Annotated in this window: 29 protein-coding genes; 24 read left to right on the top strand and 5 right to left on the bottom strand. The window is 71.9% G+C overall.

The features are described from left to right. Positions 1-9 precede the first annotated feature (9 nt). From ACFPL3_RS15795 to ACFPL3_RS15780, 4 genes are all read right to left on the bottom strand, one after another. Positions 10-633: a DedA family protein gene (locus ACFPL3_RS15795; protein ID WP_343941592.1), complete on the bottom strand. Its 624-nt coding sequence runs from the start codon at positions 631-633 to the stop codon at positions 10-12. 80 nt (positions 634-713) lie between these two features. Beyond that, on the bottom strand, positions 714-1,634 hold the full coding sequence (locus ACFPL3_RS15790; RefSeq protein WP_343941593.1) for an acetamidase/formamidase family protein: 921 nt from the start codon (positions 1,632-1,634) through the stop codon (positions 714-716). Beyond that, positions 1,631-2,575 carry a PDR/VanB family oxidoreductase gene (locus tag ACFPL3_RS15785; protein WP_343941594.1) on the bottom strand — a complete coding sequence of 315 codons (945 nt, stop codon included), beginning with the start codon at positions 2,573-2,575 and terminating at the stop codon, positions 1,631-1,633. The genes ACFPL3_RS15790 and ACFPL3_RS15785 overlap by 4 nt, the downstream gene beginning before the upstream one ends. Continuing rightward, positions 2,568-3,347: an MOSC domain-containing protein gene (locus ACFPL3_RS15780; protein WP_343941595.1), complete on the bottom strand. Its 780-nt coding sequence runs from the start codon at positions 3,345-3,347 to the stop codon at positions 2,568-2,570. Before ACFPL3_RS15780 ends, ACFPL3_RS15785 begins: the two co-directional genes overlap by 8 nt. A 181-nt stretch (positions 3,348-3,528) precedes the next feature. Here ACFPL3_RS15780 and ACFPL3_RS15775 point away from each other — a divergent pair, with 181 nt between their 5' ends. The 24 genes from ACFPL3_RS15775 to ACFPL3_RS15660 all read left to right on the top strand — a co-directional run bounded on the left by ACFPL3_RS15775 (position 3,529) and on the right by ACFPL3_RS15660 (position 24,275). Continuing rightward, positions 3,529-4,152 carry an NAD(P)-dependent oxidoreductase gene (locus ACFPL3_RS15775; protein ID WP_343941596.1) on the top strand — a complete coding sequence of 208 codons (624 nt, stop codon included), beginning with the start codon at positions 3,529-3,531 and terminating at the stop codon, positions 4,150-4,152. A gap of 807 nt (positions 4,153-4,959) precedes the next feature. After that, the gene (locus ACFPL3_RS15770; RefSeq protein WP_343941597.1) at positions 4,960-5,346 is read left to right on the top strand and encodes a hypothetical protein; all 387 of its coding nucleotides are present in this window, start codon (positions 4,960-4,962) and stop codon (positions 5,344-5,346) included. Between the two features lie 37 nt (positions 5,347-5,383). Further along, positions 5,384-5,899, top strand: coding sequence for a GNAT family N-acetyltransferase (locus ACFPL3_RS15765; RefSeq protein WP_343941598.1), 516 nt, complete (start codon positions 5,384-5,386; stop codon positions 5,897-5,899). A gap of 78 nt (positions 5,900-5,977) precedes the next feature. Continuing rightward, on the top strand, positions 5,978-6,451 hold the full coding sequence (locus ACFPL3_RS15760) for a MarR family winged helix-turn-helix transcriptional regulator (protein WP_343941599.1): 474 nt from the start codon (positions 5,978-5,980) through the stop codon (positions 6,449-6,451). Between the two features lie 10 nt (positions 6,452-6,461). Continuing rightward, positions 6,462-7,634 carry a M24 family metallopeptidase gene (locus ACFPL3_RS15755; protein WP_343941600.1) on the top strand — a complete coding sequence of 391 codons (1,173 nt, stop codon included), beginning with the start codon at positions 6,462-6,464 and terminating at the stop codon, positions 7,632-7,634. Beyond that, a complete protein-coding gene (locus ACFPL3_RS15750) occupies positions 7,631-8,677 on the top strand; it encodes an aminopeptidase P family N-terminal domain-containing protein (RefSeq protein ID WP_343941601.1) in 1,047 nt (348 codons plus the stop codon). Before ACFPL3_RS15755 ends, ACFPL3_RS15750 begins: the two co-directional genes overlap by 4 nt. Further along, positions 8,674-9,753 (top strand): ornithine cyclodeaminase family protein, encoded by a 1,080-nt coding sequence (locus ACFPL3_RS15745; RefSeq protein WP_343941602.1) that lies wholly within the window; start codon positions 8,674-8,676, stop codon positions 9,751-9,753. Before ACFPL3_RS15750 ends, ACFPL3_RS15745 begins: the two co-directional genes overlap by 4 nt. A gap of 40 nt (positions 9,754-9,793) precedes the next feature. Beyond that, positions 9,794-10,306: a LeuD/DmdB family oxidoreductase small subunit gene (locus tag ACFPL3_RS15740; protein ID WP_343941603.1), complete on the top strand. Its 513-nt coding sequence runs from the start codon at positions 9,794-9,796 to the stop codon at positions 10,304-10,306. After that, on the top strand, positions 10,303-11,580 hold the full coding sequence (locus ACFPL3_RS15735; RefSeq protein WP_343941604.1) for an aconitase/3-isopropylmalate dehydratase large subunit family protein: 1,278 nt from the start codon (positions 10,303-10,305) through the stop codon (positions 11,578-11,580). Before ACFPL3_RS15740 ends, ACFPL3_RS15735 begins: the two co-directional genes overlap by 4 nt. Next, a complete protein-coding gene (locus ACFPL3_RS15730; RefSeq protein ID WP_343941605.1) occupies positions 11,577-12,842 on the top strand; it encodes an aconitase family protein in 1,266 nt (421 codons plus the stop codon). Before ACFPL3_RS15735 ends, ACFPL3_RS15730 begins: the two co-directional genes overlap by 4 nt. Further along, positions 12,839-13,336 carry a LeuD/DmdB family oxidoreductase small subunit gene (locus tag ACFPL3_RS15725; protein ID WP_343941606.1) on the top strand — a complete coding sequence of 166 codons (498 nt, stop codon included), beginning with the start codon at positions 12,839-12,841 and terminating at the stop codon, positions 13,334-13,336. The genes ACFPL3_RS15730 and ACFPL3_RS15725 overlap by 4 nt, the downstream gene beginning before the upstream one ends. Before the next feature lie 23 nt (positions 13,337-13,359). Next, positions 13,360-14,880, top strand: a complete 1,521-nt coding sequence (locus ACFPL3_RS15720) for a GMC family oxidoreductase (RefSeq protein WP_343941607.1) — start codon at positions 13,360-13,362, stop codon at positions 14,878-14,880. A 72-nt stretch (positions 14,881-14,952) separates the two neighbouring features. After that, positions 14,953-15,855, top strand: a complete 903-nt coding sequence (locus ACFPL3_RS15715) for an SDR family NAD(P)-dependent oxidoreductase (RefSeq protein ID WP_343941608.1) — start codon at positions 14,953-14,955, stop codon at positions 15,853-15,855. 77 nt (positions 15,856-15,932) lie between these two features. Beyond that, positions 15,933-16,886 (top strand): ABC transporter permease, encoded by a 954-nt coding sequence (locus ACFPL3_RS15710; protein WP_343941609.1) that lies wholly within the window; start codon positions 15,933-15,935, stop codon positions 16,884-16,886. Further along, on the top strand, positions 16,883-17,761 hold the full coding sequence (locus tag ACFPL3_RS15705) for an ABC transporter permease (RefSeq protein WP_343941610.1): 879 nt from the start codon (positions 16,883-16,885) through the stop codon (positions 17,759-17,761). The genes ACFPL3_RS15710 and ACFPL3_RS15705 overlap by 4 nt, the downstream gene beginning before the upstream one ends. Further along, positions 17,758-18,828, top strand: coding sequence for an ABC transporter ATP-binding protein (locus ACFPL3_RS15700; protein WP_343941611.1), 1,071 nt, complete (start codon positions 17,758-17,760; stop codon positions 18,826-18,828). Before ACFPL3_RS15705 ends, ACFPL3_RS15700 begins: the two co-directional genes overlap by 4 nt. Next, positions 18,806-19,837 carry an ABC transporter ATP-binding protein gene (locus ACFPL3_RS15695; protein WP_343941612.1) on the top strand — a complete coding sequence of 344 codons (1,032 nt, stop codon included), beginning with the start codon at positions 18,806-18,808 and terminating at the stop codon, positions 19,835-19,837. The genes ACFPL3_RS15700 and ACFPL3_RS15695 overlap by 23 nt, the downstream gene beginning before the upstream one ends. Continuing rightward, positions 19,824-20,588 carry a CoA transferase subunit A gene (locus ACFPL3_RS15690; RefSeq protein WP_343941613.1) on the top strand — a complete coding sequence of 255 codons (765 nt, stop codon included), beginning with the start codon at positions 19,824-19,826 and terminating at the stop codon, positions 20,586-20,588. The genes ACFPL3_RS15695 and ACFPL3_RS15690 overlap by 14 nt, the downstream gene beginning before the upstream one ends. After that, a complete protein-coding gene (locus tag ACFPL3_RS15685) occupies positions 20,581-21,249 on the top strand; it encodes a 3-oxoacid CoA-transferase subunit B (RefSeq protein ID WP_343941614.1) in 669 nt (222 codons plus the stop codon). The genes ACFPL3_RS15690 and ACFPL3_RS15685 overlap by 8 nt, the downstream gene beginning before the upstream one ends. Before the next feature lie 70 nt (positions 21,250-21,319). Further along, positions 21,320-21,775, top strand: coding sequence for a MarR family winged helix-turn-helix transcriptional regulator (locus ACFPL3_RS15680; protein ID WP_343941615.1), 456 nt, complete (start codon positions 21,320-21,322; stop codon positions 21,773-21,775). Further along, on the top strand, positions 21,768-22,472 hold the full coding sequence (locus ACFPL3_RS15675; protein WP_343941616.1) for a flavin reductase family protein: 705 nt from the start codon (positions 21,768-21,770) through the stop codon (positions 22,470-22,472). The genes ACFPL3_RS15680 and ACFPL3_RS15675 overlap by 8 nt, the downstream gene beginning before the upstream one ends. Beyond that, positions 22,472-22,963, top strand: coding sequence for an FAS1-like dehydratase domain-containing protein (locus ACFPL3_RS15670; protein ID WP_343941617.1), 492 nt, complete (start codon positions 22,472-22,474; stop codon positions 22,961-22,963). The genes ACFPL3_RS15675 and ACFPL3_RS15670 overlap by 1 nt, the downstream gene beginning before the upstream one ends. After that, a complete protein-coding gene (locus ACFPL3_RS15665; RefSeq protein ID WP_343941618.1) occupies positions 22,960-23,391 on the top strand; it encodes a MaoC/PaaZ C-terminal domain-containing protein in 432 nt (143 codons plus the stop codon). Before ACFPL3_RS15670 ends, ACFPL3_RS15665 begins: the two co-directional genes overlap by 4 nt. Further along, positions 23,388-24,275 (top strand): amidohydrolase family protein, encoded by an 888-nt coding sequence (locus tag ACFPL3_RS15660; RefSeq protein ID WP_343941619.1) that lies wholly within the window; start codon positions 23,388-23,390, stop codon positions 24,273-24,275. Before ACFPL3_RS15665 ends, ACFPL3_RS15660 begins: the two co-directional genes overlap by 4 nt. A gap of 19 nt (positions 24,276-24,294) precedes the next feature. Here ACFPL3_RS15660 and ACFPL3_RS15655 read toward each other — a convergent pair whose 3' ends face one another. Further along, positions 24,295-25,653: a 3-oxoacid CoA-transferase gene (locus ACFPL3_RS15655; protein ID WP_343941620.1), complete on the bottom strand. Its 1,359-nt coding sequence runs from the start codon at positions 25,651-25,653 to the stop codon at positions 24,295-24,297. Between the last annotated feature and the right edge of the window lie 3 nt (positions 25,654-25,656).

Raw genomic sequence — 25,656 nt, 5'->3', positions numbered from 1 at the left:
CGCGTTGCGTCAGTCGACCGCCGGGTCCGGCGCGGCGACGCCCCGGCGACGGCGCACGACGCGGACGGCTTCGATCACACCGGTCACCACGAACGCGAGCCCGACCCCGACGGCGATCCCGAGCAGCGCGTTGTCCTGGAACACCACGCCGCCGAGGTAGCCCGTGAGCGCGGTGTAGGCACTCCAGCTGGCCGTGGCGAAGCCGACGAACAGCATGTACTTGCGCAGCGGGTAGCCGACCAGGCCGGTGGACAGGGTGGCCAGGTAGCGCCCGACCGGGATGAACCGCGTGGTCACGAGGACGAAGCCGCCGCGGGCCTCGAGCTCGCGGACGAACCAGTCGTGCGCCTTCCGGCGCCTGGAGCCGGGTGGCATCCGCGCGAGCACGCGCGCACCCAGGAGCCGCCCGACGGCGTACGGGAGGAGATCGCCGAGGAACGCGCCGAGCGTCGTGGCCGCGATGACGAGCACGATGTCGGTCTGCCCGGTGCCCGCGTACACGCCGGCGACGATCACCACGGGCTCGCTCGGGATCAGCGGCAGGAACGAGTCGAGGAACGACACCGCGATCAGCACCGCGTACAACCACGGCGACGCGATGAGCGATTCGGCGAGGGCAAGCCAGTCGATCACCGTGCCGACGCTACGGTCGAAAGCCGATTCACTCCAGTGCAACCTCAGCATGAGGTCATTCCACGGACAGCAATCCAGGTTCAGCAGACAGCCCCGTGCGCGAGGACGGCGTGCACGCCCCACGTCCCGTTCGCCACCTGCGTGATGCGCAGGTCCACGACCGAGCTGGCGAGCGCCGTGGCCGTGCCCCGGTCGACGTCGTAGAGGTGCTGCATCCACGTGACCATCGCCGCCAGGGCTTCCGCCATCGCGGCATTGAGGTCGGCATCGAACCCGAACGTGATGCGCCCGTGCGGGGTGACCGCGTGCGGGCCGCGAACCGGAGCGTCGGGGACGAGGTCGAGCGTCACCCGCGTGGTCATGGGGCATTCGATGGCGGTGCCGGACACCTCGCCGTCGCCCTGCGCGGCGTGGCCGTCGCCGAGGTGCAGCAGCGCCCCGGGCACGGTGACCGGCAGGAACAACGTCGCGCCCGCGATCAGCTCACGGCAGTCGATGTTGCCACCGCCTGCGGCGCGCGGCGGGATCGTCGAATGCAGGCCCGGCTCGTCGGGCGGCATCCCGATCACGCCGAGGAACGGCGAGGTCCGCACGGTGTGGCCGCGGTCGTCGGTGGCCGTGCCGGCGTCGGCGTCGATCTCCCACAGCAGCCAGGTGGGCTCCCCGGCGAGCCCGAGCGCGCGGTTCACCGCGGTGTCCCTGGCCCCGGCCACGGTCCAGCCCCACTCACCGGGTTCGACCGAGACGATGTGCACCGCGAGCAGGTGCCCCGGTTCCGCACCCCGCACCGCGATCGGACCGGTGAGGCAGTGGCCGCGCCGCTCGTCGAACATCCTGGGGCGCTCCTCCCCCGGCGTGCGTTGCCGCTCGAGGAACCCGGACGCGTCGAGTGACCCTGCGACGACGGTGTCGCCGGGTTCCGCGGTCAGAACGGGCGGCGCGCTGCGGTCGAACACGTCCGTGGTGGTCCCGAGCTCGGGGTGCAGTTCGTGGGTGGTCACGTCGATCCACCTTCCCAGGGCCCGACCACGATCTCGGCGGACCGGGCGCGCGACACGCAGGCCACCATGCTCGCGTCGCGCTCACCGGGCGTGAGCACGGAGTCGCGGTGCTCGACCTCGCCGTGCATGACCCTGAGGCGGCACGTCCCGCAGACGCCTGCCTCGCAGGACGACGGGACGGGGACGCCGTCGCGGCGCAGGGCGGCGAGCAGCGACAGGTGCGCGGGAACGTCCACGCGGCGCGCGTCCGGGGCCCACACCGCCGTGAACGGCACCGACACCCCGCCCTGCGGGGCCGTGAACTCCTCCATGTGGATGCGGCTCGCCCGCCAGTGAGCGGTGAGCGCCTGCACGGTGCGCAGGAGCGGGGCGGGCCCGCAGCAGTAGATGCGCACGTCGTCGTCCGGGACCGCGAGGTGGGGCCACAGGTCGAGCCGGCCGCGGCCGGCACCGTGGTGCACGAGGTCCTCCGGCCCGTCGAACTCCTCGAGAAACGGGGTCTCCGCGGCGGACCGCGTCAGGTAGAGCACCTGCACACCGGTCCGGCCCTCCGCGCGCAGGCGGCGCACCATCGCCCGGATCGGTGTGATGCCGATTCCCCCGGCGATGAACAGGTACCGGGGCGAGGGCCGGAGCGGGAACCTGTTGGCCGGTGCGGAGACGACGAGGTCGGTGCCCACCGCCACGTCGTCGTGCATGCTCACCGAACCGCCGCGGCCGCGACTGTCGCGGCGCACGCACACGGCGTAATCCGACGGCCGCGCACCGCCCGGATCGACGAGGCTGTAGCTGCGCCGGTGCCCGGCCGGGGTGGTCACCACGATGTGGGCACCCGGCTCGTAGCCCGGCAGCGCGATCCCCCTGCGGTCCTGGAGGACGAACCGGCGGACCGTCGGCGTGAGGTCGGCCGTCGCGGTGACGCGCAGACGCAGCTCAGACAATGACCTCGGCGCCTTTCTCCAGGACGCCCGCGGTGAGGACCTCCAAGTAGATCCCCATGAACCGGTGCCCGTACGTCCTGTCGATCATGGACACGACCGGCAGGTCGCGACGGCCGGTGCCCGGACCGACCTCGGTGGCGGCACAGCGCTTCGTGCGGTGCACGGCACGCACGCGCACGCCGCCCAGGTCGAACTCCTGACCGATCACGTCCAACTCGGACCACGCCGGCAGACCGTCCACGAGCACGTTGGCCCGGAACCGCGCCGGGTCCACCACCGTGCCGGTGCGCGACTCCAGGTCGCGGACCGAGGCCAGGTTCACCATCGACACCCAGTGCATCGCCGGGTCGCCCGCCGCGGCCGCGTCGGTGAACCTCCTGCCCGGCTCGCGCGCGAGCACCGGCGCGACGCCCGCGGGCAGGTCGAGGACGCGGGCGAAGAACCGCACCGCGTCCTCGCGGCCCGCTTCGGTGCCCAGGTCGACCTCCAGCACCTCGTGCCCCGCGACGCGCGCGGTGAGGACGTCGGTCTCCGGGTCGAGGTGCGTGTCGAGTCCGGCGAGACGGTGGTCGGAGACCAGTGCGAAGAACTCCTGCTTCGGCAGCCCGACCCGCGTCCCGGGGCGATATCTGCCGTCCGGACGCGCGAACGCGAACACGCGGTCGTTCGGAACCCCCCGGCCCGGACGGAGCGCGACCCTGTTCAGCGACTGCGCACTGAGCCCTTTCACCGGGTGCACGAACAACGCCGCCACCGAGCCCCGGCCGGACACAGAATTCCCGCCTCCTGCCGCTGACGATCGCTTCCAGCGCCGGAAGCCTAGGCACGCCCCCGCCGGACGACCAGTGCGTCCCCGGCAACACATGATTTTCCGTCCTGGAATCCAGCAGGCTCAATGATGTGTTGCCGGTTGTGCAATTGATGCCTGCTGCCGCGCGCCGTAGCGTTTTCGCATGAATTTGACCGTCCTCGCCGCCTCCGGCCGCACGGGACTCGCCCTCACGCGGCAGGCGCTGCTCCGGGGGCACACCGTCATCGCCATCGCCCGCGATCCCGCGCGCATCGCCCTCGCCGATTCCGCGGGCCTGCACAAGCGGGCGGCTGACGTGACCGATCCGGCGAGCATCCGCGCGCTCGTCGACGACTCCTCCGTCGTCCTCTCCGCGCTCGGCACGGACCGCGCGGGGGTCCTGCTCGCGGGCGCCGAGGCGCTCGTCGCCGCCGGGCCACGACGCATCATCTGGCTGGGCGCTTACGGAACCGGTGCGTCCGCCGCCGCTGCAGGAGAGGCAGCCGGGATCCTCGGAGCGCTCCTCGGTGACCGGCTCGCGGACAAGGTGGACGCCGACAAGACCGTCCTCGCCGCCGGCGGCACGGTGTTCCACGCCGGCGTGCTCGACGACGGACCGGAGAGCGCCGACCGGCGCACGGTCGGCCTGGACGCCGGTCCTCCGCTGGACCTCGGCGCGACCGTCAGCCGGCAGACCGTCGCCGCCGCGATGCTCGACGAGGCCGAGACGCCCCGCTTCCCCGGCGTGGTGGCTTTGCCGCTCGCGCGTTGGGCCCGGAGGGTTTAGGCGCCGTCTCCCACGGGCGCCCACCCCCGCCTGAGCAGCTTGATCACTGGATTGGCGCGTTTCCCGACGCCATGCGTCGGCTTTCGCTCCCGATCAGTGATCATGGTCCGGGTGCTGGGCACGCGGCAGGGGTGGGGTCGAAGGCAGGGTGCCTACGCGACTGTCCTGTGGTCCCGAAGCCTCTCGATCGACGTCCTCGGAGAGGGCTGCTTCCCGGTCGGTTCCGCGGAACCCAGCCCCGCGTGTAGCGATCTTGCGCAGGCAAGCCCCGCGGGCGCGGGCCTCATGATCACCGGCCGGGCGCGAAAACCGACACCTGGCGTCGGGAAACGCGCCGGTCCGCCGATCAAGCTCCACAGTGGCGCGCCATACGGTCTGGACCACGGGATCGTCGCCCTGCAGCCCACGGGACGTGCTCGTCCACGAGCCCGGGAGGGCGCGACGAGCATCTCGCAGCGCGCCCACCGGATCGGTCATCCCCAGACCGGGCCCAGCACGGCACCGCAGCGCGCGAAAGCGCGGCCAGCCCAGACGAGGACCTGTGGTCACACCCCGGCGCGGGGCGAGGCCGACAGGTGTGCAGCTCCGACAGCCCGACGCGAGCCGCGGTCGGAAACCGCGCCGACCCACCCCAGCCGCGGTCCGCGGAACCCACCGCCCGCGTGCTGATCTTGCGGTTGGCGAGCCCGGTCATCCCGCTGCGGAGGCCTTCCCGGGCCCCGGCCCGGCCTGCCGTGCAGCCACCCGTGTCCCGAGCTCCGCGTGCGTGAGGCCGCGGTCGGGTCGGGATCACTACCGAACCCCGTGGTGGCGCGGGCAGCCGTCCCCGACTGGAGGGCACGCCCGTTCCCGACGAGCCCGTCACCGCCGGGTGCCTACGCCACTGTCCTGTGGTCCCGACCCACCCCGATCAACATCCCTGAAACTGGATTGCCTCCCCGCCGAGTCCGCGGAACCCGCCTTCCAAGAATCTTCACCGAAGCCGTCCCCGACGGCCCGGAATTCGCCCGTCCCGACGGGTCAGCGATCCCGGCCACCGCGCCGGCGCTGAGCGGGAATCTCGAGGACCTCGCCGAGCGCCATGCGCGCATCGATCACTGGACGTTGACGCCGGACTGGTACGGCGACCGGCTCGACCCCGGCCCGATCCTGGACGCCCTGCTGCCCAAACGGCTCAAGGCGGCTGCGGCGTGACTGGGTGCACCGGCGCCCGGCGGGCGATGCTTTCCCGATGCTCCCCGGATCGCGCACCGCTCCCGCCACGCCCCGGCTCCTCCTCCGCGAGATGACCGACGCCGACCTCGACGACATGGCCGCGCTGCTGGGCGACCCGGAGGTGATGCGCCACTACCCGGCACCGAAGCGCCGCGACGAGGCGCAGGCGTGGATCGACTGGAACCGGCGGCTCTACCGCGAGCGCGGGTTCGGGCTGTGGGTCGTGGTCCTGCGCGCCACGGGCGAGTTCGTCGGCGACTGCGGTCTGACGCCCCAGCGCGTGGACGGTGTGGAGGAGGTCGAGGTCGGCTACCACATCCGGCCCGCATTGCAGGGCAACGGCTACGCCACCGAGGCGGCCGCGGCCTGCCGCGACTTCGCCCGCGACACCCTGGGTGTGCACCACCTGATCGCGATCATCGCTCCCGCCAACGTCCCGTCGCTGCGCGTCGCCACCAAGATCGGGCTCACCCGGGAGCGCCGCATGGTGGTCTCCGGCCTGCCGCGCCTCGTCCGCAGCGGCGAGATCTGACACCCCTTCCCACAACGCGCCGCCGGAGTTACAGTCGGCCCCGATATCATTCGGGTACCGAACCGTACGGGGGCCTAAATGATCAGCCGCGACGCCGAGACCTTCGACGGCCTCGGACCGGACGCCACCCTCGGCGAGGTCCTCCTCGCGCTCGGCGGGCGGCTCACCCGGCTCCAGACGGAACTGCTGGCGGGGCTCGAGCAGCCGCTCACCATCCGGCAGTGCCGGATCCTGTCGAGGGTCGGAGCCGGGCACACGTCGCTCACGGCACTGTGCAAGCTCGCGCACCGCAACCCGTCGACGATGTCCGAGAGCGTCGACAAGCTGGTCAACCAGGGCTTCCTGTCCCGCAGGCCGTCGGCCACCAGCCGGCGCACCATGCAGCTCGAGCTCACCACCAAGGGGCTCGACGCCCGCGACGCCGCACGGCGCGCGCTCGACAAATTCGCCGCCGAGCTGACCGCGGCCCTCGCCCCCGAGGTGCGCGACGAGCTCGCGCCCGCTTTCACCCGGCTCTACTTCGGCATCCAGGGCCACCTCGACGACCAGTAGTGGAGGCACGATGACCATCGGCCACGCCCCGGCGCCCGCCGGCACGGCCCTGTCACCCGACGATCGCGCGGAACTCGAGTCGCGCCACCGCAAGGTCCGCGAGGCGATGGCTGAGCAGGGCCTCGACGTGCTCCTCGCCTACGGGCCCGCGTGGCGGCGCGAGAACATCCGCTACTTCACCGACGTCACCCCGGGCGGGAGCGCGGCGCTCGTCGTGTTCCCCGCCGAGGGAGACGCGGTCGCGTTCTCCACCCGGCCGTCGGATCTCACCGCGTTCACGGCGCAGGGCTGGGTGGGCGACGCCCGGCGGCTGGACCCGGCGCACCCGGCCGAGCTGGGTTCGGTGCTCGCGGAGCTGGCGCCGCGGCGCATCGGCATCGGGCACCACGAGCTCGTCCCGCTCGTGGTCATGGACACGATCCGCGCCGCGGCACCGGGTGCCGAGGTGGTGTCGGCGACGGCGCTGCTCGACACCGCCCGGCTCGTGAAGAGCGAGTGGGAGCTCACCCGCATGCGGCGCAGCGCCGTGGTGTGCGCGGCCGGCTGGGAGGCGTTCGTCGAGGTGCTGGAACCCGGACTGCCGGAATACCGGATCGTCGCCGAGGTCGAGGCGAGGATCAAGAACCTCGGGGCCGAGGACAACTTCATGCTGATCGCGTCGGGCCGCGACGAGGTCCGCGGCATGACCCCGCCCGGTGACCGGCTGCTCGAGGCGGGCGACCTGGTGCGCACCGAACTCACGCCCAAGATGGACGGCTACTGGCTGCAGATCTGCCGGTCCGTCGTGGTCGGGAAGGCCGACGACGGGCAGCGCAGATCGTTCGACCTGTTCAACGAGGCGGTCGAGGCCGGCATCTCCGTGGTGCGGCCCGGCATCACCGCGCACGAGGTGGCGGTGGCGCAGAACGACGTGTTCCGCAAGCACGGCTACGGCGAGTACTGCACGAGTCAGTACACCCGCGTACGCGGCCACGGGCACGGCCTGCACTGCGACGAGACGCCGATCATCGAGGGCAACCACACGGTGCTGCCCGAGAACTCCGTGTTCATCATCCACCCCAACACCTACACGCCGCTGGCCGGCTACTTCGTGCTCGGCGATCCCGTCCGCGTCACCGCCGACGGCTGCGAAGTGCTCATCACGACCGAACGGAAGCTGTTCGAGACGGGGGACGCGGCGTGAAACGAGGTCTGCACGTTCTCGACCCCGCGGAGATCTCCGAGCAGGAGTGGGGGGAGCGCGTCGCCACGGTGCAGCGCGCCATGGCGGAGCAGGGCGTCGACATCGGCCTCGTCTACGGCGATGTGTCGCGCTCCGACGACATCGCGTACCTCACCAACCTCTGCATCTACTGGAACGAGGGGGTGCTGGCGGTCCCCGCCGAGGGGCCGGTCACGTTCCTCACGAAGCTCTCGCTGCGCGTGCAGAACTGGATGAAGCGCTCGTCGACGGTCACCGGGTTCAGCGGCGGCAAGAACTTCGCCGAGCTCGTGGCGAAGTACCTGGTGGGCAGCCAGGAGGGGGTGCTCGGTCTGGTCGACGCCGCGTTGTGGCCCGCCGCCGTGGCCGACGAGATCGTCGCCGCCGTGCCCGGCTGGGAGGTGCGCAGGCTCGACGGGCTGGTGCGCGAGCAGCGGCTGGTGCCCTCGCCTGCCGAGGTGGAGCTGCTGCGCAGGGCAGGCCGGATCGTCGACGACGCGATCACCGAGGCGGTGGTCGAGGGCAGCACCGCAGGCAGCCGCATCGAGGCCGTGGAACGCGCACTGCGCAACGGCGGCTTCCTCGACGTGTACCCCTACCCGCTGTCCACTTCGGACGGTGTGGCGTCGGTGGTGGTCACCGGCCAGTACCGCACGACCTGGGTGCACGCGAGCCGGGTGCTGGGCGGCGGCGCCGGGTGGGCCGGCCCGCTGGAAGAGGCGCTCGGCCGGGCGATCGCGGCGGTCACGGCCGGGGCGACCGTCGGTTCCCTCGCGGACGCGGCCGCGCCGCTGCCGGCCACGCTGCCCGCGGGCGCCACGGTCGAGGTCCGCTGGGTCAACCAGGCCGACCTGTCCACCGGCGGCGAGTTCCGCACCGACGACCCCGCCGTCGAGCTGGCCGACGGAGAGGTGGGCGCGGTGTCCGTGCAGGTCGCGTTCGCCGACGGCGGCAACGCGGCGGTGGCCGAGACCGTGCGCGTCACCACGGGCGCACCCGAACACCTGACAGGAGCACAGCGGTGAGGATCCTTTCCAACGGCGACATCGAGCAGGTGCTCACCGCCGACGAGACGCTCGACGCGCTGGAGACCGCGTACCGGGAGCTCTCGTCCGGGCAGGGTGCCAACCGGCCGCGCAACCACACGTACTTCCCGGTGGAGGACAGCCGCCACCCCGGCTTCCGCTACCGCTTCAAGTCGCAGGAGGGCGGCAACGTCTCCAGCGGCGTGTGGGCGCTGCGGATCACCTCCGACATCGCAGGGGTCGAGACCCTGCCCAGCGGTGTGCAGCGCCGCAGGCTGATCCCGGCCGCGCCGGGCGGCCGCTACGTCGGGCTCGTCACGCTCTACAGCATCACCACGCTGGAACCGCTCGCCGTCATGCACGACAGCTTCATCCAGAAGATGCGTGTGGGCGCCACCTCCGCGCTCGGCATCCGGGAGCTGTCCGATCCGGACGCCACGGTCGCGGGGATGTTCGGCTCCGGCTGGCAGGCCGAGGCCCACCTGGAGTGCCTGCTGATGGTGCGCCCCGGGATCGAGGAGGTCCGCGTCTACAGCCCCACGCCCGAGCACCGCGAGGAGTTCGCGCGGGTGTGGAGCGAGAAGACCGGCCGCAAGATCGTGGCCGTCGACGAGCGGCGCGACGCCGTGGCCGGCTGCCAGATCGTCACCTGCGCCACCGCCGCGATGGACCCGTGCTTCGACGGCGCGTGGCTCGAGCCCGGCACGCACGTCACGGCCATCACCTCACCCGACGGCACCGCCACTCGGCGCGAACTCGACGACACGACGTTCGACCGCGCGGCCCGCATCACCGTGCTCTCGCGCGAGCAGGTGCACCACGACAAGCAGTTCGACATCCTCGGGCCCGTCGAGCGCGGCCTGAAGCAATGGGACGACATCCGCGAGCTCGGGGACCTGCTGCTGGGCAACGCGCCGGGCCGCGCGAGCCGCGAGGACATCACCGTGTTCGCCAACAACACCGGTATGGGCGTGCAGTTCGCGGCCGTGTGCGCACGCGCGCTCGCGCTGGCCGAGGAGCGCGACCTCGGGCACACGGTGCCCACCGACTGGTTCCTGGAGGAGACCAGCCCCTGAGCCCGCGCGGCCACCACCGGACTTTCGAGCGGAGACATCCATGGGCAGTGAACACCGCGTCGGGGGCAAGGTCATCACCTTCGGCGAGAACGTGAACACCGACGTCATCATCCCCGGCCGCTACCTCGTGAGCATCGACCCGGCCGAGCTCGCCGAGCACGCGTTCGAACCGCTGGGACCCGAGACGCAGGCCCGGCTGCGGGCCAGCGACGTGGTCGTCGCCGGCCGCAACTTCGGCTGCGGCAGCGCGCGGGAGCAGGCGGCCACGTGCCTGATCGGCGCCGGGATCACGGCGGTCGTCGCGGCGTCCTTCTCCCGCGTGTTCTTCCGCAACGCGATCAACACCGGGCTCATCGCGGTCGAGTCGCCCGCCGCGGCGGAGGCGGCCGCCGACGGCGACGAGATGTGGATCGACTACGACGCGGGCACGGTCGAGACGGGCGGGCAGACCTTCCCGTTCAGCCCGTACCCCCCGGTGCTGCAGGAGATCATGGCCGACGGCGGCCTGATCCCGCACCTGATGGCGAGCTTCTCGGCAGGAGGATCACGGTGACCGGCCAGACCTTCGCGCAGAAGGCGATCGAGCGGGCGTCCGGGACGACCGGCCTCGTGCCCGGGCAGATCGTCGACGCGTACCCGGACCTGTACATGAGCCACACCGCGAGCTGGCGGTGCATCCGCACGCTGGAGAAGATGGGCGTCGACCGGCTCTACGACGTCGACCGCGTGGCGATGGTGATGGACCACCTGTCCCCCGCCATGAACGCGAAGACGGCCGGGCACCACGCGCTGTGCCGCGAGTTCGCGCAGAAGATGGGCGTGAAGCACTTCTTCGACGTCAACAGCGGCATCGCACACATCGTGCTCATGGAGCACGGGCTCGTGCGGCCCGGGCAGTTCATCATCGGCACCGATTCGCACTCCACGATCTACGGCGCTCTGGGTGCGTTCGGCACGGGCGTGGGGTTCAGCGAGATCACCGCCGCGTGGGTCACAGGCAAGCTGTGGATCAAGGTGCCGGAGTCGGTGCGGATCGTGATCGACGGCGAGCTGGCCCCCGGCGTCTACGCCAAGGACGTGATGCTCAAGCTCATCGGCGACCTCGGCGCCGACGGGCTCACCTACGACTCGGTCGAGTTCACCGGCTCCTACGTCGCGGGCATGTCCGTGTCGGAGCGCATGACGTTCTGCAACCTGGCCATGGAGATGGGCGCCAAGAACGCCTACGTGGCCCCGGACGACGCCACGCTCGCCTACCTCGACGAGGCCGGGGTGCCGCGCGACGAGCTCGAGGTCCTGCTGCCCGACGCGGACGCGACCTACCGGTCCACCGTGCACCTCGACGGCCCGACGCTCGCGCCGCAGATCGCGGTGCCGCACACGGTCGACAACGTCGTGGGCGTCGACGACGTCGCGGGCACCAAGCTCGACCAGGTCTTCATCGGCTCGTGCGCCAACGCCAAGTACGACGACCTCGTCATCGCGGCCGAGGTGCTCGCGGGCCACCAGGTGGCGCCGGGCCTGCGGCTCATCGTCACGCCCGCGTCGGCCACGATCATGGCGCGCGCCGCGGAGAACGGGGTGCTCACCACGCTGATCCAGGCCGGGGCGATGATCACCAACCCGGGTTGCGGCGCCTGCGCGGGCGCCGGGGGCGCGATGACCGACGGTGAGACCACCCTCTCCACCGCCAACCGCAACTTCCAGGGCCGGATGGGCAGCTACGACTCGAAGATCTTCCTCTCCAGCCCGGCCACGGCGGCGGCGTCCGCGATCCGCGGGGTCATCACCGACCCGCGCGAGATCGTGGCGGAGGTGGTGGTGTGAACCTCGTCGAGAAGATCCTCGCCCGCGCGAGCGGCCGCGGGTCGGTGGAGCCGGGCGAGATCGTGGTGGCGAAGGTCGACCGGCTGATCATGCACGACCTGTCCGCGTACCTGACCTCGCAGGTGTACGAGAAGCGCGTCAACACGACCGTCCCAGATCCCGGGCGGGCCGTGACGGTGTTCGACCACCTGTACTCCCCGCCCACCGAACAGCTGGCGGACGTGCTGCAGCACAACCGGAAGTGGTCGCTGAAGCACGGCACCACGCTGCACGACTGCGGCAACGGCAACCTGCACCACGTCGCGGTCCACAAGGGACACATCAAGCCGGGCATGATCGTGGTCGGCTCCGACAGCCACACGCCCGTGCACGGCACGCTGGGCGCGTTCGCGGTGGCGCTCGGCAACGACTCGCACGCCGGCACCGTGCTGCCGCACGGGAAGGCGTGGTTCCGCGTGCCCGCCACCACGCGCGTGCACCTCGAGGGCACCCCGAACCCGGGCGTCACGCCGCGCGACGTCGCGCTCTGGTTGGTGGGCCGCATCGGCGAGGGTGAGCTGAACTACCGGGCCGTGGAGTTCGCGGGACCGTACGTGCGCGGGCTGTCCTTCTGGGACCGGTGGCTCTTCCCGCTGCTGTGCGTCGACCTCGGCGCCAAGTGCAGCTTCGTCGAGCCGGACGAGGTCACCGAGGCGTTCGTGCGCACGCTGCCTGGCGGCGCCGTGCCGGAACTGCTGGTGCGCGGCGACGGCGACGAGGCGGAGCAGGTGCTGCGCTTCGACGTCGGCGAGGTCGACGCGCAGGTCGCGTGCCCGCCGACCGTCGGCAACGTCAAGCCGGTCGGCGAGGTCGCGGGCACCCCGATCCAGCACGCCGAACTGGGCGGTCACGGCGGTGGACGGCTCGAGGACTTCCGCGCGGCGGCGGAGGTGCTGGCCGGGCGGCGGGTCCACCCGGGTGTGCGCTTCAACCTCGTGCCCTCCAGCCGGGAGGTGTTCGCCGCGGCGGTCAGGGAAGGTCTGGTGCTCGCGTTGCACGAGGCGGGCGCGACGTGGTTCCCACCCAGCACCGGTTCGAACCAGGCCTACAACATGGGCGCCCTCGCCTCGGACGAGGCGATGATCTCCACCCACGCCCGCAACTTCCCCGGCCGCAACGGCAGCCCCGACGCGTCGATGTACCTCGCGTCGTCGGCCACCGTCGCAGCGTCGGCCGTCGCCGGGGTCATCGCAGGCACCGTGCACGAGGGGGCGAAGGCGTGAGGTTCGAGGGCCGTTGCTGGCGGTTCGGGGACAACATCCCGACCGACCGGCTCGTGAAGACGCAGTACGTGCTCGAGCCGATGGACGTGATCGTGCAGCACGTGCTGGAGGACCTGAACCCGGAGTTCCCGAGGGCGGTGCAGCCGGGCGACATCGTGTTCGCAGGCAAGCACTTCGGGCAGTCGTCGGGCCGCGCGATCGCCGCCAAGGCGCTGCAGGCCACCAGGATCGGTTGCGTGGTCGCCGAGACGTTCGCGCGCACCTTCTACCGCAACTGCTTCGAGATCGGGCTGCCCGCGCTGGAGGTCGGGCTGAACCCGGACCTCGCCGCCGACGGCGACCGGGTGCGGGTCGACCTCACGTCCGGCGAGTTCACCAACCTCACCACCGGCACCACGGTGCGTGGCGCGGCGGCCGACCCGTTCCTCGTCGACATGCTCGAGGCCGGCGGCCTGATCGACCTCGCGAGGAGCCGGCCGGAGGTGTTCCGCTGAAACCCGAGGTCCGGGCAGATGTCGTGGTCGTCGGCGGGGGCACCGCCGGCGCGATCGTCGCGGCGCGGGTGGCCGCGCACGGCGATCGCTCCGTGGTCCTCCTCGAGGCGGGCCCCGACTTCCCGGGCCCGGACGAGACGCCACCCGTGCTCCTCTACGGCGACTACGCCGAGGGCCGGGTCACCACCCGCGACTTCGCGTGGGCCTGGGACACGGTGCCGTCCGCGCCCGGCGCCGCGCCGTACGTTCTCTACAGCGGGAAGGTCATCGGCGGCGGGAGCTCGGTCAACGGCCAGGTCTGGCTGCACGGGCTGCCCGGTGACTTCGACGGCAACTGGGCGGCGCGGGGCGCGAGCGGATGGGGCTGGCGCGAGGTCGCGCCGTGGTACGCGGCGGTCGCGCGCGACCTGGACTTCCCCGCGCGCGGCGGCTCCGGCCCGGTGCCGGTACGGCGGGTGCCCCCGGCGCAGTGGCACCCCGTGCACGCAGGCTTCCTGGACGCCTGCCTGGACGCGGGCTTCCCCCACTGTCCCGACCTCAACGCCCCGGGCGCGAGCGGAGTGGGCCCGCACCCGCTCAACAACCTCGACGGCGTGCGGGTGAGCAGCGCGCTGTCACACCTGCGCTCCGCGCGCGACCTGCCGACGCTGCGGGTCCTGGGCGACCGCGACGTCGAGCGGGTGCTGTTCGACGGCGATCGCGCGGTGGGCGTCCTCGCCCGCACCCCGGCCGGAGCACCGGTGCGGGTGCTCGCCGAGCAGGAGGTGGTGCTGGCGGCGGGCGGCGTCGCCACCCCGTGGCTGCTGCTGCGTTCCGGTGTCGGCGATGCCGATCACCTGCGGCGCAACGGCGTTCCCGTCGTCCTCGACAGCGCGGGGGTCGGTGCGTCGCTGCGCGAGCACCCGCGGGTGATGGTGCGCTGGCGGGCGCGGCCCGGGTACGAGCTCAACGCCACGTCGGTGCGCGCCCCCGTCGCGCTGCGCACCACGGCCCCCGGCTCGGCGATCCCCGACGACCTCAAGCTGTCGATCGCCGCCTTCGAGGACGAGCAGGGTGCCGGGATCGAGATGACGATCTTCCTGATGCTGGCGGTGGGATCGGGCCACGTCCGGCTGGCCGAGGGCGAGCCGGCCGCCCGTCCCGTGGTCGACCCGCGCTTCCTGCGCGAACCGGAGGACGTCCGCCGGCTGCGCGAGGCCGTCCGGTTCGCGGTGGACCTCGTCGAGTCGTCGCCCGCGCTGCGCGAGGTCGTCGCCGAGCGCGTCGCCCCGGCCGGTGCCATCGACGACGACGCCGTGCTCGACGGGTGGCTGCGCCGCGCCGTGCGGGGCACGTTCCACGCGTCGTCGACGTGCGCGATCGGCCCGCCCGGGTCGGGGGCCGTCGTCGACCAGGTGGGCCGCGTGCTGGGCGTGCGGGGGCTGCGCGTCGTCGACGCCTCGGTGATGCCCGACTCGGTCCGCGCCAACATCAACGCCACCGTGGCGATGATGGCCGAGCGGTTCGCGGCGGCGATCATCACGCAGAGCGCATTGACAGGTTAGGCGACCGAACTCTATCGTCCCGAACAATTAGGGCCCCTGACCATAGGCCACGCTGAGATCACCGGAGGGCACGTGAGCATCGACCTGACCGGAAGGGTCGCGATCGTCACCGGATCGGGACGCGGCCTGGGCCGCGCGTACGCCGAGGCGCTGGCAGCGGCCGGGGCAGCGGTGGTGGTCAACGACGTCGACGCGGAGGTGGCCGAGAAGGCGGCGGCCGCGATCACCGCCGCCGGCGGCACCGCCGTCGCCCACGTGGGCGCGGTCGGCCCGACCGGGACGGCGGACGCGCTGGTCGAGCGTGCCGTCGAGGAGTTCGGCCGGCTCGACATGATGTGCACGAACGCCGGTGCCCTCCGGGACCGGACCCTGCTCAAGCTGAGCGACGAGGAACTCGACGTCGTCCTCGACAGCCACATCCGCGGCACGATCACCTGCGGGCGCGCGGCCGCGCGCCGCTTCCGCGATCAGGGCGAGGGCGGCCGCCTGATCCTGATCGGCTCCCCGGCGGGCCAGTACGGCAACTTCGGCCAGACGGCGTACGGCGCGTCCAAGGCGGCGATCATCGGGCTGGTCCGGGTGTGGTCGGTGGAGCTGGCGAAGATCGACGTCACCGTCAACGCCGTGGTGCCCAAGGCGCTCACCAGGATGGCGGCGACCATCCCTGCGCTGAAGGACATCGTGGCCGATGTCGAGGCCGGCGGGCCCGTCCCGGCGCACCTGCGCCACGAGGGCACCGGCACCGTCGAGGACGTCGCGCCGCTCGTGGTGTTCCTCAGTTCAGCGGAGTCGGCCGGGATCACCGGCCAGTACTTCGGCTTCGGCGGCGACCGGCTCGCGATCTGGGCCCACCCGAAGGAAGCGTTCGTCACCCACCGCGAAGGCGGCTGGACCGCGGACGACCTGCTGGCGGACCTCGCCGAACACGCCGGCCACCTGCAGCCCCACCCCCGCGAGGCTCAGCGCCGATCTTGACAGCTCTTGACCACGGTCAATCAGAACAAGGGAGTTCACATGATCGACTCGTCGACTCCTGATCGCGGCAGCCCGTCGTGAAGTCGGCCGAGCTCCTGCACCGGCTCGCCGGCGGGATCTTCGTCCTGTGGCTGGTCTCCGTGCTGGCCTTCCTGATGGTGCAGCTGGTGCCCGGCGACGCGGCGGACATGATCGCCGGCGAGGGCTCCACCGAGGAGCAGGTCGCCGCCATCCGCGCCCAGCTCGGCCTCGACCAGCCGGTGATCCAGCAGTACCTCGCCTGGACCGGGCGGGTCCTGAGCGGCGACCTGGGCAGCTCGGTGTTCTCCCAGACACCGGTCACCGAGCTCATGCTCGAGGCGGCCCCGGTCACGCTGTCGCTGGCGGGCGTCGCGATCGTGATCGCCATCGTGCTCGGGGTGACCGCAGGCGCCGTCGCCGCCCGCAAGCCGGGCGGGTGGGTCGACGGGATCATCTCCTCCATCGCCACGGTCAGCCTGGCGATGCCGAACTTCTGGGTGGCGATGATCCTCGTCTCGCTCCTCGCCATCGCGAACCCCTGGCTGCCCGCCACCGGATTCGCCGGTCTCGAGGAGGGCGTGGACGTCTGGCTGGCGCACATCATCATCCCGGCCGCGGCACTGGGCCTGCACTCCGCGGGAGAGCTCGCGCGCCACACCCGGGGCGCGGCCGCGGACGTGTTCGCCCGCCCCTACGTCCGCAGCGCCCGCGCGCGCGGCGCCACCGGCTGGTGGCTCGTGCGCCACCACGTGGTGCGCAACGCGTCGATCCCCGTCCTCACCATCCTCGGGCTCCAGGTCGGCCGGCTGCTGGCCGGGGTGATCGTGGTGGAGGCGGTCGCCGGGATGAACGGCATCGGCACCCTCGCCGTCACGGCGATCTCGCGCCGCGACTTCCCGGTGATCCAGGGATACGTGCTGTTCTGCGCCGTCGTCATCGTCTGCGTGAGCCTGGTGGTCGACCTGGCCTACACGTGGATCAACCCGAAGGTCCGGAGTGCCGGCTCATGACCACCTCCTCGCTCGAGTCCGCCGAGCCCGTCCGGCGCACGGCCCGCCGCGGCCTCGTCCGCACCGCGTTGCGCCGGCCGCTGCCGCTGATCGCGTTCGTCTACCTCGTGCTCCTGACACTGGCCGCGCTCGCCGCCGGGTGGATCGCCCCCTACGACCCGGACGTGCAGTCGCTCGCCGAGGTGAACGCCGACCCCAGCTGGGAGCACCTGTTCGGCACGGACCAGTTCGGCCGCGACGTCCTATCCCGGATGCTCTTCGGAGCCCGGATCGCGCTGATCGCACCGGTGATCGCGTTGACCGCGGCCGTGCTCATCGGGGTGCCGGCCGGGATCTGGGCGGGGCTGCACCGGGGCTGGCTCGACGCCGTCGCAGGCCGCCTCGCCGACACCCTGCTCAGCCTGCCCGGCCTGGTGGTCGCCCTCGCCGTCATCGCGATCCTGGGCCCCGGGCTGTGGAACGTGATGCTGGCGATCGGCATCCTGTTCGCCCCGTACCTGTTCCGCATCGTGCGGGGCGTCACCCTCGACGTCGCCGCGGAGACGTACATCGAATCCGCCCGCGCCGTCGGGTGCGGCACCTGGCGGATCATGTGGGTGCACGTCTTCCCGAACGTCGCGGCCCCCCTGCTCGTGCAGGTCAACATCCTGATGGGGATCTCCCTGCTCCTGGAGGCCAGCTTGAGCTTCCTCGGCCTCGGCATCGCACCACCGGCCTCCGACTGGGGATCGATGTTGGGCGACGCCTACCGCAGCCAGTACCAGGCGCCGCTCGCGGCGATCCCACCCGGCCTCGCGCTGTGCATCACGGTGCTGGCCTTCAACACCCTCGGCGACGGCATCCGCGACGCCCTGGCTGCCCGGAGGAGCCGATGATCGACACGGCCGGCGCGGCGTCCCCGCGGACCGACCGGGACGCCGGGGACTCCGCCCTGCTCGACGTCCGCGGGCTCTCGATCGACCTGGTGGGCGACGAGCAGCAGCGCGGCCTGGTGGAGGACGTGAGCTTCCAGGTCGGACGGCGCCGCAGCGTCGCCCTGATCGGGGAGAGCGGCTGCGGCAAGTCCCTCACCGCGTTCGCGCTGCTCGGCCTGCTCTCGCGCGCCACGCGGGTGTCCGGCGGCTCGGCCCTCTTCGAGGGGGTCGACCTGCTGACGGCCGCACCGCAGCAGTTGGCGCGGATCCGCGGCGGGCCGATCGGCGCGATCTTCCAGGACCCGATGACCAGCTTGGACCCCACCATGAAGGTGGGCGACCAGATCGCCGAGTCCCGCCGGCTGCACCTCGGCGAGTCCCGCAAGACCGCCCGCAAGCACGCGGAGCGCCTGCTCGACCAGGTCGGGATCGCCAACGCGCCCGAGCGCGCGCGGTCCTACCCGCACGAGCTGAGCGGCGGCATGCAACAGCGCGTAATGATCGCCAGCGCGATCGCGTGCGACTGCAAGCTGCTGATCGCCGACGAGCCGACCACCGCGCTCGACGTCACGATCCAGGCCCAGATCCTCGAACTGCTGGCGGACCTGCAGCGCGGCCTGGGCCTCGCGGTCCTCCTCGTCACCCACGACCTCGGCGTGGTCGCCGACTTCTGCGACGACATCGTGGTGATGTACGCCGGGCACGTCGTCGAGCGCAACTCGGTGGACGAGGCGTTCGCCCGTCCCCGGCACCCCTACACCAAGGCCCTGCTCGGCGCGGTGCCCGAGGGGCGGGAAGCCCGGGCGAAGCTCCCGACGATCCCCGGACGCGTCCCGCCCGCCGGTTCCTTCCCCGAGGGCTGCCGCTTCCAGCCGCGATGCGAGTTCGCGGTGGCCGCCTGCGGCGAACCCCAGCGAGAGGTCGAGATCGAGCCGGGCCGGCACACCCGGTGCGGTCGCGTCGCGCACGACCTGCTCCAGCTCGAGGCGAGAGGAGGAACGCACGATGAGAGCAGTGCTCGCACCTGAACCCGTCACCGACGACGACGTCGTGGTGAAGGCCCGCGGCCTGCACCGCAGCTTCCCGGTGGGCCGCAGGCTGCCGGGGCGCCGCCGCGAGCGGGTGCACGCCGTCGACGGGGTGGACGTCACGATCCCGCGCGGCCGCACGGTCGGGGTGATCGGCGAGTCCGGGTCCGGCAAGACCACGCTGGGGCGGGCGATCGCCCGCCTGACCACGGTCGACTCCGGTGCGATCGAGATCGCGGGCCGCGACGTCGCCAAGGTCCGCGGCCGCGAGCTCAAGCAGCTGCGGCGCAGCGTGCAGGTCGTGTTCCAGGACCCGTTCAGCGCGCTCGACCCGACGAAGACGATCGCGCACGCCCTGTTCGAGCCGATCCTGGTGCACGGTCTCCGGGGCGGCAGGCGGCCGGCGGACATCGCCGCCGAGCTGCTCACCCGGGTGGGTCTGCACCCGAGCCTGGCTCCCCGCTACCCGGCCGAGCTGTCCGGGGGGCAGCGCCAACGCGTCTGCATCGCGCGCGCTCTCGCCCTGGGGCCCGAGATCCTCATCGCGGACGAGCCGACCTCGGCGCTGGACCTCTCGACGCGCTCGGAGATCTTGAACCTGCTCGTCTCCCTGCAGGAGGAGACGGGGTTGTCGATCCTGTTGATCTCCCACGACGTGGCGACGATCCGGCACCTCTCGCACGAGGTCCTGGTGATGTACATGGGGCGGGTCGTCGAGTCCGGCCCGGCCGCGGAGGTGATGACCGATCCCCGCCACCCGTACACCGAGGCGCTGCTGTCCGCCGCTCCGATACCGGATCCGCAGCGGCAGCGCCTGCGTCAGCGGATCGTGCTGCACGGCGAGATGCCCAGCCCCGTGCACCCGCCGCAGGGCTGCAACTTCAGCACCCGCTGCCCGCTCGTCGTCGACGCGTGCCGCACGATGGACCCGCCCCTGGTCTCCGTGGCCGGGGCCCGCCAGGTCGCCTGCATCCGCCGGGACGGGGAGGGCCGTCATGTCGATCGATGAGTTGCCCACGCGCGCTGCCGGGCCGGTCTCGAAGGCCTGCGGCACGCTGCGCGAGGCCCTCGCGCACGTGCGCTCCGGCGCCACCGTCGCGGTGGGTGGCTTCGGCGCCTGCGGCACGCCGATCGCCCTGGTCGAGGCGCTCCTCGACCTCGGGGTCGACGACCTGCACATCATCTCCAACAACTGCGGCCAGGACGGGAGAGGACTCGCGCTCCTGCTGAAGGAGCGCCGGATCCGCAAGTTCACCGGCTCGTTCCCGGGCGCGGCGTTCGCCGAGCACTTCGCGCGTGGTGAGGTCGAGCTCGAGCTGGTTCCCCAGGGCACGGCGGCCGAGCGGCTCCGGGCAGGAGGCGCGGGAGTGCCGGCCTTCCTGCTCGCCACCGGCGTCGACACGGCGTACGCCGACGGCGGGGTACCCGTGCTCATGGACGCGGAGGGTCGCCTCGTCAAGGAGTCGGAGCCCAAGCAGAAGCAGGAGTTCGGCGGGCGCACCTACGTCCTGGAGGAGGCCCTGCGGCCCGACGTCGCGCTGGTGCACGCCCACCTGGGCGACGAGGCGGGCAACCTGCGCTTCCGGCTCACGGCCCGCAACTTCAACCCGCTCGCCGCCATGGCCGCCCTGCACACGGTCGCCCAGGTCGAGACGCTCGTGCCGACCGGTTCCATCGATCCCGACGACATCCACCTGCCCGGCGCGTTCGTGGACCGGATCGTCATCGCGGACGCGCCGCTGGGAGATGCCGATGAGTGAGTCCGTGATCGCCCGGACCGGCCGGGCACTGAGCCGCGAGGAGCTGGCGGCCCGCATCGCGCGCGACCTGTGGCCGGGCGCCACCGTCAACCTCGGGATCGGCATCCCGCTGCTCGTCGCCGACCACATCCCGGCCGACGGCTCGATCGCCATCCACACCGAGAACGGTCTCCTCGGCATGGGCCGCGCGGCCACCGGCGAGGAGATCGACCCCGACCTGATCGGCGCAGGCAAGGGGTACACCACGGCGGTGCCCGGCGCGTCGGTCTTCGACTCGAGCATCTCGTTCGGCATGATCCGGTCCGGCCGGCTCGACGTCACCGTGCTCGGTGCCCTCGAGGTGTCGGAGACCGGCGACCTGGCCAACTGGTACGTGCCCGGCGGCAGGCCGGGTGTCGGCGGAGCGATGGACCTGGTCAGCGGGGCTCGTGAGGTGTGGGTGGCCACTCAGCACGTCGACCGCGCCGGCACGCCCAAGCTGGTCCGGCAGTGCCGCTATCCGCTCACCGGTCGCGGGGTCGTCACCCGCGTCTACACCGACCTGGCGGTCTTCGAGGTGCGTGACGGCCGGCTGGTGCTGCGCGAGCTCGCTCCTGGCGTGGGCGCCGACGAGATCGCCGCGAAGACGGAGGCGGCTTTCGTCACCGACCTGTCAGGTTGACTGCCGGTCGAACCCCCAAGGTAATATGGCTCCCGAACCATTCGGTTCCCAGAGCGAGAGGAATCAGGCGTTGACAGATCCTGAAACGGAGGCCCTGGGCGACGCCGAGCTGCTCTCGGTCACAGCCTCGCGGCTGGTCCGCCTGCAGACCGAGGTGTTGGAGAACCTCGAGATCCCGCTGACGTACCGCCAGGAGCGCACGCTCACCCGCGTCCAGCAGGGCTACACCTCGGTCATCTCGCTGGCTCGACTGGCGAACCTCACGCTGCCCACCGTGTCGGAGACGGTCAGCGTGCTCGTCCGCCGCGGCCTGATCTCCCGGCAGGAGGATCCGAAGGACCGCCGACTGAGCCTGCTCGAGCTCACCCCGCTCGGCGTCAAGGCGCTCGCTGCGGCCCGCACCGCACTGGAGGAGGCGATGGGCGGCCTCTTCGACGGGCTCGACGATCGCGCACGCCGCGAGTTCCTCGCCTCGCTCGAGCACATCAGGCTGAACGCCCGCAAGTGGTTCGCCGGTCATGAATAAGGTGGCGGCTCCCCGCGAGCACTGGGACGCCCTCTTCGCCCCCAGTTCCTGCCTCGTGATCGACACCACCGTCGACGAGGCGGGCAGGATCAACGCCGCCCCGCACGCCACCTGCGTGCGGGTGGTCCACGAGCCGGTGTCGTTCGCGATCACGGTCAGCGAGTACTCCGACACCGCGGCCAACATCCTCGCCACCGGCGAGTGGGTCATCAACGTCGTCCCCTTCGACCTCGAGGTCCTCTCGAAGGTCCGCACGCTCGGCCTGCCGTTCGCCCGGGAGGTCGACGAGCTCGAGAAGGCCGGGCTGACGCCCGTGCCGGGGCTCGTCTCCAAGGCGCCCCGGATCGCCGAGTGCAAGGCCCACTTCGAGTGCACCGTCGAATGGACCCACCTCTGGGAGGGCCGGCTGATGGTCGTGGGCCGCGTGGTGGCCGTCTCCATCGACGAGGACTGCTACGACCCCTCCCGCGGCCTGATCCGGTGGCGGGAGATGAAGCCGTCTGCCTTCTGCGGCTTCCCCTACGACGGCAACTTCGTCGCCGCCGACGACCCCGTCTTCGTGCCGATCGCCTACGACGGTCCCCCCGAGTGGCGCCCCGACCTCGACGAGATCGTCGCCCGGCGCGGCATCGGCCCGTCGAGCTCCCTCGGCATCCTCGACCTTCCCAACGTGCTCGAACAGGAGACCACGACCTGATGAGCGAGTCCGAGCCCTACCTGCCCGTCGAGGAGGGGGCGATCATGCTCTTCGCCCGCGCCCTCGGGGACGAGAACCCCGTCTACCGCGACCGCGAGTACGCGCGGAACAGCGAGTTCGGCGCCGTGATCGCTCCCCCGACCTTCGTCCAGAGCGCCACGCACTTCAATCCCGACAGCGGGTTGCGACCGCGGCCCGGCGAGCCGTGGCGGGGATCGGGCCGCACGCCGACGGGCACACCGTCGTCGTCCGAAGGCGGTGCGCTGCGGCTGCACGCCGAACAGCACTTCACCTACCACCGCGTGCTGCGTGCGGGCGACGAGCTCACCTGGACCACCCGCCCGGGGCGGACGTGGACCAAGCAGCGCCGCAACGGCGACACGATGACGTTCCAGGACCAGATCACCGAGTACCGCGACCGATCGGGCGAGCTGGTCATCACCGCCCGCAGCGTGGTCGTGGAGCTCCCGTCCTCGGGGGGCTCGCGGTGACCGCGGCCACCGATCTCGCCGTCGGCACCGTGCACGAGGTCGTGGTGGTGGACGACCTCACCCGCACCCAGATCGTGCAGTACGCGGGCGTCTCCGGCGACTTCAACCCGTTGCACTCCGACGAGGTCTACGCCACGCAGGTAGCGGGCAACCCCACGGTGATGGCGCACGGCATGCTCGTGATGGGCCTGGCAGGCAAGGCGCTCACCGACTACTTCGGCGACGGCAGGCTCACGCAGTTCGGTGGCCGGTTCAAGGCATCGGCCTGGCCGGGCGACACCCTCACGGCCCGGCTGACGATCACGGCCGTCCACCCGGGTGAGGGCTCCGACCCGCCGAGCGCCGACGTCGACGTCGAGGTGGTCAACGCCGACGGCGTCGCGGTGTTCGGCGGCACGGCGAGCGCACAGCTCGACCCGCCGGCATGAGCGCACCCCAACCGGACCTCGACCGCATCGTCGCCATCGACGTGCACACCCACGTCCAGGCGTCGGTGGACGAGGCCGATCCGACCCCCAGCGAAGGCGGCAAGGCGCTCGCCGACTACTTCGGCGCGCCGCCGGTGGTGCCGACGATCCCGGACCTCGCGGCCTTCTACCGCGAGCGGCGGATGATGTGCGTCGCCTTCCCGGTGAACACCTCCTGGGCCACCGGCCGGGAGCAGCGGGTCTCCAACGACGAGGTGTGCCGGCAGGCGGCGCTCGCCGCCGACGTCGTGATCCCGTTCGGCTCGGTCGATCCGCACGGCGGCAAGGCGGCCGCACGCGAGATCCGCCGGCTCGCCACCGAGTACCCCATCAAGGGCATCAAGTTCCACCCCAGCTCGCAGGCGTTCTTCCCCGACGACCGCGACACCTACCCGCTCTACGAGGCGATGGAGGAGACCGGCCTGATCGCGCTCTTCCACAGCGGTCAGACCGGCGTCGGCGCCCGGCAGCGCGGTGGCGGCGGGATCCGCCTGAAGTACTCCCACCCGATGTGCGTCGACGACGTCGCGGTCGACTTCCCCGACCTCAAGATCATCCTCGCCCACCCCTCCTTCCCCTGGCAGGAGGAGGCGCTCGCGGTGGCCGGCCACAAGCCCAACGTCTACATCGACCTGTCCGGCTGGTCGCCGAAGTACTTCCCGCCGATCCTGGTGCAGTACGCGCGCACGCTGCTGAAGTCGAAGGTCCTCTTCGGCACCGACTACCCCGTGCTGACCCCGGAGAAGTGGCTCACCGAGTTCGACAAGCTCGGGTTCGCCGACGACGTGCGCAAGCTCGTCCTCAAGGACAACGCGGCGAAGCTCCTCGGCCTGGTCGCCGCCTGACCGCCTGCTCGGCAGGCGGTCAGCCGCGCACGGGCGGGTCCATCTCCGTGAGGGCCCAGACCTCGTCCGCGGTGAATCCCGGCGCCACCGATTCGATCGCGAGCGCCCCGTTGCGGCGGCGGAACACCGCCAGATCGGTGACGACGATGTCGGCGCAGGACTTGGCGGTCAACGGGTACGTGCACCGCTGCACCACCTTCGGCCTGCCCTGGCTGTCGTGGTGCTCCATGAGCACCATGACGGTGGCCGTCGACGCGGCCAGGTCCATGGCTCCGCCGATCCCACCACCGGCCATGCCGGGCGTGGCCCAGTTCGCCACGCTCCCCTCCGCGTCCACCTGGTAGGCGCCCAGCGCCACCACGTGGACCCGCCCGGAGCGGACCATCTCGAAGGCGGTGACGCTGTCGAAGAAGGAGATCCCCGGCTGCGGTGTGACCGGCACGCCGCTGGCGTTGAAGACGTCGGGGTAGAGCTCGTCGTCGTCGACGATCTCGCCGTAGCCGAGGATGCCGTTCTCGCCGTGCAGGACGATGTCGCGGTCCGCGATGAACGACGAGATGTAGCTCGGGATGCCGAGGCCGAGGTTCACGTACCCACTGTCCGGGAGCAGCTTCGCGGCCTGCTCGGCGATCTGCACGCGGGTCCAGCCCGGCTTGCCGCCGTACTCGCGGGCGACGTCGGAGGCCCGCCTGCGCGGCGTGTACTTCGGCAGGTCGTTGGCCAGGGTCTTCTGCACGACGCGGCTGACGAAGATTCCCGGCAGGCCGATCCGCTCCGGCGGCAGCTCCCCCGTGTCGACGATCTCGTCCACCTCGACGATCGCCACCCGGGCCGCCTTGGCGAAGCTCGGCCCGAAGTGCTGGTTGGCGCCCCGGAACTCCACGTTGCCCAGCCGGTCCGCGCGGTACGCCGAGATGAAGGCGTAGTCCGTGCGGATGGCCGTCTCGAGCAGGTAGGGCCTGCCGTCGAAGTACCGCACGTCCTTGCCGTCGGCGATCGGGGTGTTCAGCCCGGTGGGGGTGTAGAGAGCACCCAGTCCGGCTCCGGCCGCACGGAGCCGCTCCACCAGCGTGCCCTGCGGCACCAGCTCGAAGGTGAGCTTGCCGGCCGAGATCATCTCGTCGACGGTGCTCCGGCGCCCGTTCCGCGAGGTGAACGAGGTGATCAGGTGCCGGACCCGGCCCGACTCGACGATCTCCACCGCGCCGGGCGGGATGGTGTTGCCCACCAGGCACAGCTCCCGGCTTCCGCGCCGGTCCAACGCCGCCAAGAGGCTGACCGGCGATCCCGCGCTGCGGCCGAAGCCGGACACCGCGATGGACGCGCCGTCCTCGAGATCGCCGATCGCCGCTTCCGGCGATTCGCACACCTTGTCCATGAC

The sequence above is a fragment of the Pseudonocardia zijingensis genome (assembly GCF_042657305.1).
Taxonomy (GTDB): Bacteria; Actinomycetota; Actinomycetes; order Mycobacteriales; family Pseudonocardiaceae; genus Pseudonocardia; species Pseudonocardia zijingensis.
The sequence above is the reverse complement of the archived record's forward strand: the minus strand, read 5'-3'. Positions and strand labels throughout refer to the sequence as shown.

What these genes read in the sequence shown, in the direction of transcription:
- ACFPL3_RS15775 (WP_343941596.1), top strand. Translation starts at nt 3,529, where the DNA reads ATGAATTTGACCGTCCTCGCCGCCTCCGGCCGCACGGGACTCGCCCTC.
- ACFPL3_RS15765 (WP_343941598.1), top strand. Translation starts at nt 5,384, where the DNA reads ATGCTCCCCGGATCGCGCACCGCTCCCGCCACGCCCCGGCTCCTCCTC.
- ACFPL3_RS15760 (WP_343941599.1), top strand. Translation starts at nt 5,978, where the DNA reads ATGATCAGCCGCGACGCCGAGACCTTCGACGGCCTCGGACCGGACGCC.
- ACFPL3_RS15755 (WP_343941600.1), top strand. Translation starts at nt 6,462, where the DNA reads ATGACCATCGGCCACGCCCCGGCGCCCGCCGGCACGGCCCTGTCACCC.
- ACFPL3_RS15740 (WP_343941603.1), top strand. Translation starts at nt 9,794, where the DNA reads ATGGGCAGTGAACACCGCGTCGGGGGCAAGGTCATCACCTTCGGCGAG.
- ACFPL3_RS15705 (WP_343941610.1), top strand. Translation starts at nt 16,883, where the DNA reads ATGACCACCTCCTCGCTCGAGTCCGCCGAGCCCGTCCGGCGCACGGCC.
- ACFPL3_RS15700 (WP_343941611.1), top strand. Translation starts at nt 17,758, where the DNA reads ATGATCGACACGGCCGGCGCGGCGTCCCCGCGGACCGACCGGGACGCC.
- ACFPL3_RS15695 (WP_343941612.1), top strand. Translation starts at nt 18,806, where the DNA reads ATGAGAGCAGTGCTCGCACCTGAACCCGTCACCGACGACGACGTCGTG.
- ACFPL3_RS15690 (WP_343941613.1), top strand. Translation starts at nt 19,824, where the DNA reads ATGTCGATCGATGAGTTGCCCACGCGCGCTGCCGGGCCGGTCTCGAAG.
- ACFPL3_RS15685 (WP_343941614.1), top strand. Translation starts at nt 20,581, where the DNA reads ATGAGTGAGTCCGTGATCGCCCGGACCGGCCGGGCACTGAGCCGCGAG.
- ACFPL3_RS15675 (WP_343941616.1), top strand. Translation starts at nt 21,768, where the DNA reads ATGAATAAGGTGGCGGCTCCCCGCGAGCACTGGGACGCCCTCTTCGCC.
- ACFPL3_RS15670 (WP_343941617.1), top strand. Translation starts at nt 22,472, where the DNA reads ATGAGCGAGTCCGAGCCCTACCTGCCCGTCGAGGAGGGGGCGATCATG.
- ACFPL3_RS15660 (WP_343941619.1), top strand. Translation starts at nt 23,388, where the DNA reads ATGAGCGCACCCCAACCGGACCTCGACCGCATCGTCGCCATCGACGTG.
- ACFPL3_RS15655 (WP_343941620.1), bottom strand. Translation starts at nt 25,653, where the DNA reads ATGGACAAGGTGTGCGAATCGCCGGAAGCGGCGATCGGCGATCTCGAG.